Genomic DNA, 13,392 nt, shown 5'->3' on the forward strand with positions numbered 1-13,392 from the left:
GCTGCGCCAGATCCTTGCGCGGGTCCGGTGGCCCGGCGGGATCCGCTGGTGGCGGCGCACCCGGGGCGGGGGCACCGGCTGGCGGAGCCTCGGCGCCCGGCGCGGGCGGAGCCTCGGTGCCCGGCGCGGGCGGAGCCTCGGTGCCCGAGGCGGGTGCTTCGGTGCCTGGGGCGGGCGGCGGCGTGGGGTCTCCTGGCGCCAACGGATACGGCCGCGGCTGCGCCGGCGGCGCCGACTGCTCACCCGGAGCCGGCTGTTCGGCGGCGGGCGGTGCACCCGGTACGGATCCGGGCTGGACTGGCAGCGGCACCGCGCCAGGCGGAACCTGCCCACCTGGCGGAACCGCGATCACGCCGGGCGGCAGCTGACCGGGCGCGCCGGCACCGGGGGGCACCTGACCGCCGGGGCCCACCGCACCTGGCGGCAGGCCGGGCGGCGCTTGTCCGGGCGGCGGCGCCTGACCGGGCGCACCGTTGACCGTGGGCGCCTGAATCTGGGAGACCGGCACGGCGTGGACAACCGGGCGGATGTACAGCCGCGCGGTCTGGCCGAGGTTGCGGGCCTCGCTGCTGTCGTTGCCGGGCACGGTGATGACCAGGTTGTCGCCGTCGATCACGACTTCGGAACCCGATACACCGAGCCCGTCGACCCGGGAACTGATGATCTGCTGCGCCTGCGTCAACGCCTCACGGGTGGGCGCCGAGCCGTCGGGTGTACGCGCTGTCAGTGTGACGCGAGTACCGCCCTGCAGGTCAATGCCAAGTTTTGGCTTGGCCTGCTTGTCTCCGGTCAGGAACACCAGCAGGTAGGCGCCGATGAGCAGGACCAGAAACAGCGTCAGCCAGCGGTACGGGTGCACCGGCGCCGTAGACGATGCCACGTTGTTGTGTCTCCTCCGAGTTCATGGCAGGCGTGACCTGCTTGCGCATCCGCGCCATGGTGGGCTCGCAGCGGCCAGGAGCCGTGCAGCACCGCAAAGGGTACGTGCTGATCCTGACGATCAGTCTTTGGTCAGCCGGTCCGGGTCGGAAGCGGCCGGGGCTACACCGGTGCTTTCGGTGATTTCAGTGGCCCGTGACGACTCGGGCGCGTCGTCGAGAAGATCGTCATCGGCCGTTTCCGGTTCGATGCGATCGCGAATGGCCAGTTTCATCCAGGTGGTGACGACACCGGGAGCAATCTCCAGGTCGACGTAGTCATCGGTGATACCGGCGATGGTCGCTTTCAAACCTGACGTGGTGTGCACCGCGTCGCCGACCTGCAGGGAGTCATGCAGGTTGATCGTCTTCTGCATGGCCTTCTTCTGCCGGCGAGAATTGAAGAAGATCAAGGCGCCGAAGGCAATCAGCAGGGGAAGCATGATGGCCAAATCCATGGGAACTCTGTCTCTCTAGCCGTCTCGTGGCTTATCGGGATAGTCGCGCTATTTCCTGAGGCACGGCTACCGGACCGGCAGGTCACGGCGCCTCCTAGGTGACCAGTGTGCCATTGCGGGCCCTCAGCTCCGACCGGTACCGCCTGCTGGACTCTCCGCGCTTCGCTGTTGCCCCGCCTTCTGCGGGCGATGAGGATGGCCGGATGGAGCTGATCGAAGCGTTGCGGACCACGGGAGCCGTGCGCGAGTTCACCGACGAAGAGGTCGACGACGATGTCCTGCATCGCGTCCTCGACAACGCCCGATTCGCCCCGAGCGGCGGTAACGCCCAGTCCTGGCGGGTGGTCGTTGTGCGCGACCTAGGACTGCGCGCTCAGCTTCGGGACCTTTACCTTCGTGGCTGGTATGACTACCTGGCGATGGCCAAGGCGGGACTGCGCCCCTGGGCTCCGACCAACGACCCTGAGGCCGAAAAGATCGCCCTGGCAGCCTTCCCCGGCATTGCGGCCGAGTCTGCCGCCAACCCGGGAATGGCCGAGCACCTCGACCGGGCGCCCGTCGTGCTGGCGCTGTTCGCCGACATGTCCCTGTTGGCGGCAACCGACCGCGACCTCGGCCGCTACGGGGTGGTGGGCGGCGCGTCGATTTACCCCTTCGCCTGGAACGTCCTGCTGGCCGGTCGCGAGGAAGGCCTCGGCGGCGTCATCACCACAATGGCGACCCGCGAGGAAGCGGCCGTCAAGACACTGTTGGGGGCGCAGGACCCGCTGGCGTTGGCCGCGGTGATCGCGCTGGGGTATCCAGTGAGGCAACCCCGACGGTTGCGCCGAGCGACTGTCGACGCGTTCACCACCGTCGATCGCGTCGACGGCGCCCCCTTCCGAGCGTCGGGCTAGCCCACCACAGCTGAATACGGAGCCACATGGGGTGCTCGAGTTCGGAATCCGTAGGGGTTTTCGTCAGCGACGGGGGATCCCGTTGGCGCAACTTGCCCGTCCGACTAGGCTCAACTGTCGACCCTGACCGCTGACTTTCGTCATGCCCAAGTCATGGTGTCGACCATCGAGCTGACGCCGACAGGAGCCAATACGTGACCACCCTTGAACAGAGCCGGCTGCTGGCCACGGAGATCCCGGGCCCGCGCTCGTTGGAGCTGACCAAGCGCAAGACCACCGCAGTGTCCCGCGGTATCGGCACCACCATGCCGGTGTTCGCCCAGCGGGCGTCTGGCGGCATCGTTGAGGATGTCGACGGCAACCGGCTGATCGACCTCGGCTCCGGAATCGCAGTGACGACCGTGGGCAACTCCTCCCCCAGAGTCGTCAGCGCCGTCCAGGACCAGGTGGCCGAATTCACCCACACCTGTTTCATGGTCACGCCGTATGACGGGTACGTCTCGGTCTGCGAGCAGCTCAACCGACTGACCCCGGGATCCGGCGAAAAGCGTTCCGCGCTCTTCAACACCGGCTCGGAAGCAGTGGAGAATGCGATCAAGATCGCGCGGTCCTATACCAAGAAATCCGCGATCGTCGCGTTCGACCACGGCTACCACGGCCGCACCAACCTGACGATGGCGCTGACCGCGAAATCGATGCCCTACAAGAGTGGTTTCGGTCCGTTCGCCCCGGAGATCTATCGCGCTCCGCTGTCCTACCCGTACCGGGACGGACTGATCGACAAGGAGTGGGGCACCGACGGCGAGCTGGCCGCCAAGCGCGCCATCAACGTCATCGACAAGCAGATCGGTGCGGGCAACCTCGCCGCCATCATCATCGAACCCATTCAAGGTGAAGGCGGGTTCATCGTGCCTGCCGAGGGATTCCTCGCCGCCCTGCTCGAGTGGTGTCGGCAGAACGACGTGGTGTTCATCGCCGACGAAGTTCAGACCGGATTCGCCCGCACCGGAGCGATGTTCGCCTGCGAGCACGAGGGCATCGAGCCTGATCTCATCGTCACGGCCAAGGGCATCGCCGGCGGGCTCCCCCTGTCGGCGGTCACCGGCCGGGCCGAGATCATGGACGCCCCACACGTCGGCGGCCTCGGCGGCACCTATGGTGGCAACCCCATCGCCTGCGCCGCGGCGCTGGCGGTGATGGAGACGATCGAAGCCGATGGCCTGGTGGAACGTGCCGGAGAAATCGAGCGACTGATGAAGGCGCGCCTGGGCCGTCTGCAGGCCGAGGACGAACGGATCGGTGACGTTCGCGGACGTGGCGCGATGATCGCCGTCGAGCTGGTGAAATCTGGCACCGACGAACCGAACCCGGAACTTGCCAAGGAGCTGAGCACCGCCGCGCATGCTGCCGGTGTGATCGTGCTGACCTGTGGCACCTACGGCAACATCCTGCGCTTCCTGCCCCCACTGACGATCAGTGACGAGTTGTTGGAAGAAGGCCTCGACGTACTGGCGCTGCTGCTGGCCGACCTCTAGTCCAGGGGGGGACGGTGACCACGGTCCAGAATTTCATCGACGGGCGGCTCGTCGATTCGGTGACCGGCGGGACGATGCCGCTGGTGGATCCGTCCACCGGCGAGCACTACGGCAGCGCGCCGGTGTCGAACGAGCAGGACATCGACAATGCCTATGCCGCAGCCGCCAGGGCATTCACGGATTGGAAGCGCACCACACCAGCCGACCGGCAGAAGGCACTGCTGGGATTCGCCGACGACGTCGAGAAAGCGGCCGATCAACTGGTCGCCGCCGAGGGCCGCAACACCGGCAAGCCCAACCACGTGACCAGGGCCGAAGAGATTCCGCCGATGATCGACCAGATCCGGTTCTTCGCGGGTGCCGCCCGCATCCTGGAGGGTAAGTCGGCCGGCGAGTACCTGGCGGGTCACACGTCCTGGATCCGCCGCGAACCGGTCGGCGTCATCGGACAGGTCGCGCCGTGGAACTACCCGATGATGATGGCGATCTGGAAGTTCTGCCCCGCCGTCGCCGCGGGCAACACCGTGGTGATCAAGCCCAGTGACACCACGCCGGTGACCACGGTGATGCTGGCCGAATTGGCGGCCAATCACTTTCCGCCCGGTGTGCTCAACGTCATCACCGGTGACCGGGTGACCGGTGCCGCTCTCGTCGCGCATCCGACGCCGCAGATGGTCTCGATCACCGGGTCGGTGGCGGCCGGGCGCGCCGTGGCGGTCAGCGCCGGCGGGCACCTCAAACGCACGCATCTGGAACTCGGCGGCAAGGCGCCGGTGGTTGTCTTCGGTGACGCCGATATCGCCGCCGCGGCTGAAGGTATTGCCGCCGCAGGGTATTTCAACGCCGGCCAGGACTGCACGGCGGCCACCCGGGTGCTCGCACACGCCTCGATCGTCGACGAGCTGACTGCGGCACTGGCCGAGCAGGCAAAGGCCGCCGTAACCACCTTCGGCAAGGCGGTCGACGACGAGGAAGCCTGGGTGCCCCCGGTTAACAACGCCGACCAGATGGACCGGGTGCTCGGTTTCTTCGAGGATGTCCCCGACCACGCGCACGTCGCCGTCGGGGGGAAACGCCGGGGCGACACCGGCTTTTACGTCGCACCGACCGTCGTCGGCGGCCTCAAGCAGGACGACAGGATGATTCAGACCGAGATCTTCGGGCCGGTGATCACAGTGCAGAGCTTCACCGACGAAGTCGAGGCACTCACGATGGCCAACGGTGTCGAGTTCGCGTTGGCGTCGTCGGTGTGGACAAAGGACGTCTCGACCGCGATCCGGATGTCCAATGCGCTGGACTTCGGCTGCGTGTGGATCAACACCCATATCCCGTTGGTTGCCGAGATGCCGCACGGCGGTTTCAAATCATCTGGCCATGGCAAGGACTTGTCGATGTACGGCCTCGAGGATTACACCCGCATCAAGCACGTGATGGTGTACACCGGCTAGCGACAAGGGATTTCGGCGTGCCCAGTCGCGCTGAGCGCTGACGAGCACGCCGAAATCACTACGGTCAGTGCGCGATGGGTGTGTGTCTGCGGCGAAGGATATCGCCCCAATGCCGTGGCGACCGCTGGCGGCGCGGGACCTCCTCGGCCTCGTGGTCGAGGACCGGTTCGGGCTCGACGACCACCGGCTGTGCACCGGTGTCGGCGAAGCGCTGCGCGTATCCGATGTCGCGCAGGCTGCGGATCGACAGCCGACCGACAGCCGCGGCGGCCAGAAAGATCATCAACGCGCCGATACCCGAGAAGAATGCCAGCTCGAGCACCGCGGTCTTGGCGGGTGTTGTTGCCGACGGCACGCCGATGTCACCAATGGTGAGCGCCTGGGCGGAGGCGCGACCGATGACGAACCATGCCCCGGCGATGACGCCGAGCCAGCCGCCCAGCATGGCGGTCGCCCGGTTCCGCGACGTCAGAAGCAGGAACCCACCAACCACCGCCACGAGAGCGGGCAACACCTCGAGCCACCCTCTTGCTTCGGTCCATACCCAGGGCTGCGCCGGGGAGTAGGCGAAATCGAAGTATGGCCCGACGAACGGGATCAACGCCCCCCAGACACCCAATACGATCAGCAACAATCCGCTGGCCGCGCCGCGGCTCCGCGGTATCTGCATCGCACCCCCACGGACACGCCGTCCGGTTTCGAAACCTGTCATGAGAATTCTCCCGTCGTTGCGCAGTGCATACCCACGCAGACTTCTGCCCTAACTGAGCCAGCCCAGGATGGACGAGTTCGTGCCGGCATTCTCCTGGCGTTGTAGGCGCGATCGTCGTGCCTAACAGACTGTTTGCTGTGACCGCCGCCACAATGGCAGCTTTCACAGCGCATTGACAGCGCGGCGATACCAAGGAATAAACTTAGATTTGCTAACGTAGTTTCAGTCGGGCGCGGAGTTGCGCCACTACTACCTAATGATTAGCGCAGGGGATTTGTGATGTCGACTGATACGCGTGAAGAGCGGCTTGCGCGCCGCATCGAAGATCTATATGCCACTGACCAGCAGTTCGCTGATGCCCGGCCGAGTGACGCGGTCAATGCCGCCGTCGATCAACCAGGCCTTCCACTGCCGCAGATTGTGCAAGCCGTACTCGACGGATATGCCGAACGCCCGGCGCTGGGACAGCGCGCGATCCGCTTCATCGACGATCCGCTGACGGGTCGCACCTCCGCCGAGTTGCTGCCGCACTTCGAGACCATCACCTACGGGGAGCTCGGACAACGCGTCGCCAAGTTTGCAGACGCGCTTCGCGACGACCCCATTCACGCTGGCGACCGAGTTGCCATTCTCGGGTTCACCAGCGTCGACTACACCACCATCGACACCGCTCTGACACAACTGAGCGCAGTGTCGGTACCGCTGCAGACCAGCGCTCCCGTCGCCCAACTGCAGCCGATCGTCACCGAGACCGAGCCCAGCGTCATCGCGTCCAGCATCGACTATCTTGACGACGCCGTGGAACTGATCCGCAGCGGCGCGGCCACCCCGGCCCGGCTCGTCGTTTTCGACTTCCATCCCGAGATCGATCACCAGCGCGAGGCGTTCGACGACGCCAAGGCCCAGCTCGCGAAGGACGGCAGCGCCGTGGTGGTCGAGACCCTGGCCGACGTGCTGGCCCGCGGCGCCGCCATCTCGCACACACCTGCGACGGCCGGTGCCAATGACGACGCCGACGCGATCGCACTGCTGATCTACACCTCGGGCAGCACCGGTGCCCCGAAGGGTGCGATCTATCCCGAATCCAAGGTCGCCAACATGTGGCGGGCCAACGCGAATTCGCACTGGGACGAGAACCAGGGTGCCCTCCCCGGTATCAGCCTGAGTTTCCTGCCGATGAGCCACGTGATGGGCCGTGGGATCCTCTACGGCACCCTGGCCGCCGGCGGTACCGTCTACTTCGCCGCCAAGAGCGACCTGTCGACATTCCTCGACGATCTCGCGCTCGCCCGCCCGACGCAGCTCAATTTCGTGCCGCGAATCTGGGACATGCTGTTCCAGGAGGCGCAGAGCGAGGCCGATCGTCGCGGAGTGGCGAACGATGACCCGCAATTGCTCGCCGATCTGCGCCAGCGCCTGCTCGGCGGCCGGTTCGTCACCGCTGTCACCGGTTCCGCGCCCATCTCGCCCGAGCTGAAGACCTGGGTCGAAACCTTCCTCGACATGCACCTGATGGAGGGCTATGGGTCCACCGAGGCTGGCGCGGTCTTCGTCGACGGCCAGGTCCGGCGCCCACCGGTCATCGACTACAAGCTCGTCGACGTCCCCGAGCTGGGCTATTTCCACACCGACAAGCCGCATCCGCGCGGCGAGCTGCTGGTGAAGTCCGAGCAGCTGTTCCCCGGCTACTACAAACGGCCGGAGATCACCGCAGAGATGTTCGACGAGGACGGGTTCTATCGCACCGGTGACATCGTGGCCGAGCCTGCACCGGATCACCTGGTCTATGTCGATCGTCGCAACAATGTCCTCAAACTGTCCCAAGGTGAGTTCGTCACCGTCTCCAAGCTGGAGGCGGCGTTCAATGACAGCCCGCTGGTGCACCAGATCTACATCTACGGCAACAGCGCCCGCCCGTACCTGCTGGCGGTCGTGGTCCCCAGCCAGGAGGCGCTGGACAGCTACGCGCCCGACGCACTGAAATCGCAGATCAGCGATTCCCTCAAGGAGGCCGCCCGCGCCTCTGGACTGCAGTCGTACGAAGTTCCCCGCGACTTACTGATCGAGACAACACCTTTCAGCATGGAGAACGGTCTGCTGACGGGAATCCGCAAGCTGGCGTGGCCCAAGCTGAAAGAGCGCTACGGGGCAGAGCTGGAACAGCTCTACGTCGATCTCGCCGACGGGCAGGCCAACGAGTTGCGCGCCCTGCGCCAGAGCGGTGTCAGCGGTTCTGTCCTGGACACCGTCAGCCGCGCCGCGGGCGCGCTGCTCGGCGCGGCGGCCGGCGACCTGCAGCCGCATGCCCAGTTCACCGATCTGGGTGGAGATTCGTTGTCCGCCTTGACCTTTGGAAATCTGCTGCGCGAAATCTTCGATGTCGACGTACCGGTCGGTGTGATCGTCAGCCCGGCCTCGGACCTGCAGGCCATCGCCGACTACATCGAAACCGAACGTAGCGGCGGCGCCAAACGGCCGTCCTACGCTGCGGTGCATGGCAGGGAAGCCACCGAGGTGCACGCCGCCGACCTGACGCTGGACAAGTTCCTTGACGCCGAGATCCTTTCGGCGGCAAAGTCATTGCCCGAGGCGCCGGCCGAGGTGCGCACCGTCCTGTTGACCGGCGCGACCGGCTTCCTCGGCCGGTATCTGGCTCTGGAGTGGCTGGAGCGGATGGACATGGTCGACGGCAAGGTGATCTGCTTGGTCCGCGCCAAGTCCGACGAGGCAGCGCGGGCTCGGTTGGATGCCACGTTCGACAGCGGCGATCCGACACTGCTCGAGCACTACAACACACTGGCCGCTGAGCACCTCGAAGTGCTTGCCGGCGACAAGGGCGAAGCCAACCTCGGCCTCGACGACGCAACCTGGCAGCGGCTGGCCGACACTGTCGACCTGATCGTCGACCCGGCCGCGCTGGTCAACCACGTATTGCCCTACAGCGAGCTGTTCGGCCCCAACGTACTCGGCACTGCGGAACTGATCCGCATCGCCCTGACCACGAAGATCAAGCCGTTCGTCTACGTCTCCACGATCGCCGTCGGTGCAGGGATCAATCCCGCAGACAACACCGAGGACGCCGACGTCCGGGTCGTCAGCGCAACCCGCACGGTCGACGACGGCTACGCCAACGGTTACGGCAACAGCAAGTGGGGCGGCGAGGTGCTGCTACGCGAAGCCAACGAACACTTCGGGTTGCCGGCGTCGGTGTTCCGCTGCGACATGATCTTGGCGGACACCACCTATGCGGGTCAGCTCAACCTGCCCGACATGTTCACCAGGATGATGTTCAGCTTGGTCGCCACCGGTGTCGCCCCGAAGTCGTTCTACGAACTCGACGCCGACGGGAATCCGCAACGGGCGCACTATGACGGCCTGCCGGTGGAGTTCATCGCCGAGGCCATCTCGACACTGGGCGCCAATGTTCGGAAAGGTTTCGAGACCTATCACGTGATGAACCCCTACGACGACGGCATCAGCATGGACACCTTCGTCGACTGGCTCATCGAGGCCGGCTACCCGTTGACCCGGGTGCCCGAATACGCCGGCTGGTTGCAGCGGTTCGAGACCACCCTGCGCGCCTTGCCGGACAAGCAGCGTCAGGCCTCTCTGCTGCCGCTGCTGCACAACTACCAGCGGCCGGAACATCCGATGCTCGGATCGATCGCCCCGACCGACCGGTTCCGCGCCGCGGTGCAGGAAGCGAAAATCGGCCCGGACAAGGATATTCCGCACATCACGGCGCCGGTCATCGTCAAGTACATCACCAACCTGGAGCTGCTGGGTCTGCTCTAAAACAGCAGTCCAATTACCAGCAGGATCACTGCGATCACCGGAAAAGTGCCCTGGATCAACGCCGATCGGGCCTTTTCCGGTGACGACGCCAGCAACACCGCCGCGGCGGCGGCCATCGAACCGACACCGGCGAAGACCAGCGCGGCACCGACGCCAACGTGACCCGTCGCAAGCGCAGCGATGCCGATCGCGGCGACGATAGCCAGGAACAGGTTGTAGAACCCCTGGTTGAACGCCAATAGCTTGGTGGTTTCCGCCTCTTCGGCAGTGGTGCCGAACGTCGCGCGCGTCCGTGGCGTGGTCCAGGTGAACGACTCCATCACGAAGATGTACACATGCAGGGCGGCAGCCAGCCCCGCGAAGATCAGTGCGGCAATGATCATCAGATTCCTGCGCTCTCGGGTTCGGTCTCGAGTCAGCGAAGCATAAGTCAGGTGTTACTCGAACAAGCCGTGTTGACCGAGTCCGGCGGCACGCGGCGGGGGGGTCATGCCAAGATGCGTCCACGCCAGGGCCGTCGCGACCCGCCCGCGCGGCGTTCTGGCAACCATCCCGGCGCGCACCAGAAACGGTTCGCAGACCTCCTCCACAGTGGTGGGTTCCTCCCCGACCGCAACGGCCAGGGTGGACACGCCAACCGGTCCCCCACCGAAACTCCGCGTGAGGGCAGACAGGACAGCGCGGTCGAGCCGGTCCAGGCCGAGTTCGTCGACGTCGTATACCGCCAGCGCCGCCTTCGCGACCGCGCGAGTGATGATCCCGTCGGCTCGGACCTCGGCATAGTCGCGGACGCGGCGCAGCAGCCGGTTCGCAATACGCGGGGTGCCGCGGGACCGTCGCGCGATCTCGGCGCCGGCATCGGATTCGAACTCGATGCCGAGGATGCCCGCTGACCGGGCCAGCACGCGTTCCAGATCAGCGGGCTCGTAAAAGTCCATCTGGGCGGTGAACCCGAAGCGATCCCGCAGCGGCCCGGTCAGCGCACCGGAGCGGGTGGTGGCACCGACCAGGGTGAACGGCGCGACCTCAAGCGGGATCGACGTCGCTCCAGGACCTTTGCCGACGACGACGTCGACCCTGAAGTCCTCCATCGCGAGGTACAGCATCTCCTCGGCGGGCCTGGCGATGCGGTGAATCTCGTCGATGAACAGCACATCGTGTTCGACGAGGTTGGAGAGCATCGCGGCCAGATCACCCGCGCGGAGGAGGGCCGGCCCGGACGTGACCCGCAAGGAGGTGCCCATTTCGGCGGCGATGATCATCGCCAGGGATGTCTTTCCCAGCCCAGGCGGGCCCGCCAGCAGGATGTGGTCCGGGGTACCGCCTCGATTCTTGGCGGCCTCCAGAACCAGCGACAACTGTTCCCGCACCCGCGCCTGACCGATGAATTCTTTGAGTGTCTTCGGTCGAAGACTGGCATCGACATCGCCTTCGCCCACCGTCAGCGCCGGCGAGACCTCCCGGTTGTCATCGCCGGCTTCACCGTCGTCGAGATCGGGCTCGAATCGGCTCACTTCGTCTTCCCCAGCAGCGACAGCGCCGAACGCAGCGCGCTGGAGGTGGTCGCGGCATCATCGAGCGCCAGCACCGAATCGGTGGCGTCTTCGGCCTGCTTGGCTGGAAACCCAAGACCGACAAGGGCTTCCACGACCAGGCCGCGCATCCCATGGCCAGTGCCGGCGGTCGCACCCGCCGCGGTCCCCGCCGCGGCGACCTTGTCGCGTAGTTCGAGCACTATGCGCTCGGCGCCGCGCTTACCGATCCCCGGCACCCGGGTCAGTGCGGCCACGTCGCCGTCGACCAACACCTGACGCAACGTCGGTCCGTCATAGACCGCCAAGGTCGCCAAGGCGATCTTGGGCCCGACCCCGGAGACTCCGAGCAGTGTCAGGAACAGGTCCCGCGCGTCGGCTTCGTCGAACCCGTACAGCGTCTGGGAGTCCTCGCGCACGATCATCGCCGTGATCAGCCGGGACTCGGCCCCACGGCGCAGCGTTGCCAGTGTTGACGGCGTGGCCATCACCTTGTAGCCGACCCCTGCCGCCTCGATGACGGCGTGATCAAGCGCAATATCGATTACCTCGCCACGAACGGAGGCGATCATCGGGCCGCCTTCGCTTTCGCTTTCAGGGTTGCCTGGAACTTCTTCTGCTGTTCGGCAGCCATCGCTTCCGCCGCAGCCATTCTGGCGATCATCGGTGCGCGCCAGCAGTGGCAGATGGCCAGCGCCAGCGCATCAGCAGCATCAGCTGGCGTCGGCTTCTGTTGCAACGCAAGGATTCTTGTCACCATCTCGGTCACCTGCGCCTTATCCGCGCGTCCGTTGCCGGTGACCGCCGCCTTGACCTCACTGGGGGTGTGGAAATGCACGTCGATATCGCGCCTGGCCGCGGCGAGGGCGATCACGCCGCCTGCCTGGGCGGTACCCATCGCCGTGTTCGCGTTCTGGTTGGCGAACACGCGCTCGATGGCGATGACGTCCGGGATGTGGGTGTCCATCCAGTATTCGACGGTGTCACTGATCGCCAGCAGGCGGTGCTGCAGCGGATCACCGGCCGGGGTCCGAACAACGTCAACGTCCAATGCGATCACCTGGCGGCCGCGGCCGCTCTCGATGACCGACAGCCCGCAGCGCGTCAACCCGGGATCAACTCCCATCACGCGCACCTGAAGCTCCCTCTACGGCCCGAACAGCTGTTCGATACCTTAGCGGCTGGCGCCGACACCGCGGTGTAACGACATACCCGGATCAGGTCAACTCGATGGCACCAGATTGTGGCTCACCGGTCTCCGCTCGGCCCTTGGCGCGCACGCCTGCCACGATCTCGTCGATACGCCGCCTCGAGGCGCGATAGCCCTTGACCTTCTCGACGGCGACTTCGGTGCCGTCGCGTTCGGTGACCACTTTCCACTTCACACCGCAGAGCTTCGCCAGCAGCCAGAACGGCCACACCAGCAGCATCGGGATCGCGACCAACAACGCCAGCGTGCTGAAGACGCCGAAGTCGTTCGACGCCGCATCCAGCACGGTCAGCAGGGGCAGCCAGCGCCTGCGCACTCGCCAACGGACCCCGGCGTCATCACGAAATTCTGGCACGCACCCACTGTAAATCGCACCGCCATTCGACGCCCACGAGCGCGCCGGCGGCGGTGAGCACGACACCCTCCAGAGCCGAGATCAGCGTGCCTCGATCAGCCGGAGCGGACAGCGCGAGCAATTGGTGGATTTCTGACCATCTGAACCGAACTCACACCAAGATTGGGAAGCATTGGCGACTCCTCAGCGCTGCACCCTTTTTAGGAGAGTCCATGACCAAGAAGTTTCGCCTGATCGCGTCAGTCCTGGCAGCGGGTGCGGCCGCAGCAATGGTCCTTGCCCCCGTTGCGGGCGCCGAAGACCATCTGGAGTGCAGTAATCCGAGCGGGAACAGCACCATCTGCCAGACGCCCGGCAACGTTCAGCTCAATCCGACGACGGGCGGAACCACCTTTTATCCGCAGTACGGATATCCGTTCCTCTACGGACCCGCCATCGATCTGGGCGGGCTGTTCAACGGGGGCCACCAAGGTGGCGGCACCGGTGGCGCTGGCGGCGGCCAAGGCTCCGGCGGCGGTGGCGGACACCGCTGAC

12 protein-coding genes and 1 pseudogene are annotated in these 13,392 nt (G+C 65.8%); 5 read left to right on the forward strand and 8 right to left on the reverse strand.

Annotated elements, in window-relative coordinates; translation table 11 throughout:
- Together H7J73_RS22540 and yajC are read right to left on the reverse strand one after the other, a co-directional pair.
- Positions 1-880: pseudogene (locus H7J73_RS22540) on the reverse strand (protein translocase subunit SecD); the annotation flags it as partial.
- A gap of 120 nt (positions 881-1,000) precedes the next feature.
- Positions 1,001-1,375: a preprotein translocase subunit YajC gene (gene yajC, locus H7J73_RS22545; protein WP_264069933.1), complete on the reverse strand. Its 375-nt coding sequence runs from the start codon at positions 1,373-1,375 to the stop codon at positions 1,001-1,003.
- Positions 1,376-1,482: 107 nt separating this feature from the next.
- On the opposite strand from yajC, the gene H7J73_RS22550 reads away from it, so the two are divergent.
- The 3 genes from H7J73_RS22550 (at position 1,483) to H7J73_RS22560 (ending at position 5,254) form a co-directional block, all read left to right on the forward strand.
- Entirely contained in the window at positions 1,483-2,271 is a 789-nt protein-coding gene (locus tag H7J73_RS22550; RefSeq protein WP_308207441.1) for a nitroreductase family protein, read from the forward strand.
- A gap of 194 nt (positions 2,272-2,465) precedes the next feature.
- Positions 2,466-3,806 carry a 4-aminobutyrate--2-oxoglutarate transaminase gene (gene gabT, locus H7J73_RS22555; protein WP_264069934.1) on the forward strand — a complete coding sequence of 447 codons (1,341 nt, stop codon included), beginning with the start codon at positions 2,466-2,468 and terminating at the stop codon, positions 3,804-3,806.
- 14 nt (positions 3,807-3,820) lie between these two features.
- Entirely contained in the window at positions 3,821-5,254 is a 1,434-nt protein-coding gene (locus H7J73_RS22560) for an aminobutyraldehyde dehydrogenase (protein ID WP_264069935.1), read from the forward strand.
- Positions 5,255-5,318: 64 nt separating this feature from the next.
- Here H7J73_RS22560 and H7J73_RS22565 read toward each other — a convergent pair whose 3' ends face one another.
- Complete coding sequence (locus H7J73_RS22565) at positions 5,319-5,966, reverse strand: hypothetical protein (RefSeq protein ID WP_264069936.1); 648 nt, start codon at positions 5,964-5,966, stop codon at positions 5,319-5,321.
- A gap of 279 nt (positions 5,967-6,245) precedes the next feature.
- Here H7J73_RS22565 and car point away from each other — a divergent pair, with 279 nt between their 5' ends.
- Entirely contained in the window at positions 6,246-9,761 is a 3,516-nt protein-coding gene (gene car, locus H7J73_RS22570; protein WP_264069937.1) for a carboxylic acid reductase, read from the forward strand.
- Here the strand turns inward: car and H7J73_RS22575 are convergent.
- The 5 genes from H7J73_RS22575 to H7J73_RS22595 form a co-directional block, all read right to left on the reverse strand.
- Positions 9,758-10,144, reverse strand: a complete 387-nt coding sequence (locus H7J73_RS22575; RefSeq protein WP_264069938.1) for a DUF1304 domain-containing protein — start codon at positions 10,142-10,144, stop codon at positions 9,758-9,760. The genes car and H7J73_RS22575 overlap by 4 nt on opposite strands.
- A 54-nt stretch (positions 10,145-10,198) precedes the next feature.
- Positions 10,199-11,275 (reverse strand): Holliday junction branch migration DNA helicase RuvB, encoded by a 1,077-nt coding sequence (ruvB, locus tag H7J73_RS22580; protein ID WP_264069939.1) that lies wholly within the window; start codon positions 11,273-11,275, stop codon positions 10,199-10,201.
- Positions 11,272-11,865 (reverse strand): Holliday junction branch migration protein RuvA, encoded by a 594-nt coding sequence (gene ruvA / locus H7J73_RS22585; protein ID WP_264069940.1) that lies wholly within the window; start codon positions 11,863-11,865, stop codon positions 11,272-11,274. The genes ruvB and ruvA overlap by 4 nt, the downstream gene beginning before the upstream one ends.
- Positions 11,862-12,428, reverse strand: coding sequence for a crossover junction endodeoxyribonuclease RuvC (gene ruvC, locus H7J73_RS22590; RefSeq protein ID WP_264069942.1), 567 nt, complete (start codon positions 12,426-12,428; stop codon positions 11,862-11,864). Before ruvC ends, ruvA begins: the two co-directional genes overlap by 4 nt.
- A gap of 82 nt (positions 12,429-12,510) precedes the next feature.
- Complete coding sequence (locus tag H7J73_RS22595; protein ID WP_264069943.1) at positions 12,511-12,858, reverse strand: hypothetical protein; 348 nt, start codon at positions 12,856-12,858, stop codon at positions 12,511-12,513.
- A gap of 212 nt (positions 12,859-13,070) precedes the next feature.
- Between H7J73_RS22595 and H7J73_RS22600 the strand changes: the two genes are divergently transcribed.
- On the forward strand, positions 13,071-13,391 hold the full coding sequence (locus tag H7J73_RS22600; protein ID WP_264069944.1) for a hypothetical protein: 321 nt from the start codon (positions 13,071-13,073) through the stop codon (positions 13,389-13,391).
- Position 13,392 lies beyond the last annotated feature (1 nt).

Origin of the sequence: Mycolicibacterium komossense (assembly GCF_025822605.1) — a bacterium.
Lineage (GTDB): Bacteria > Actinomycetota > Actinomycetes > Mycobacteriales > Mycobacteriaceae > Mycobacterium > Mycobacterium komossense.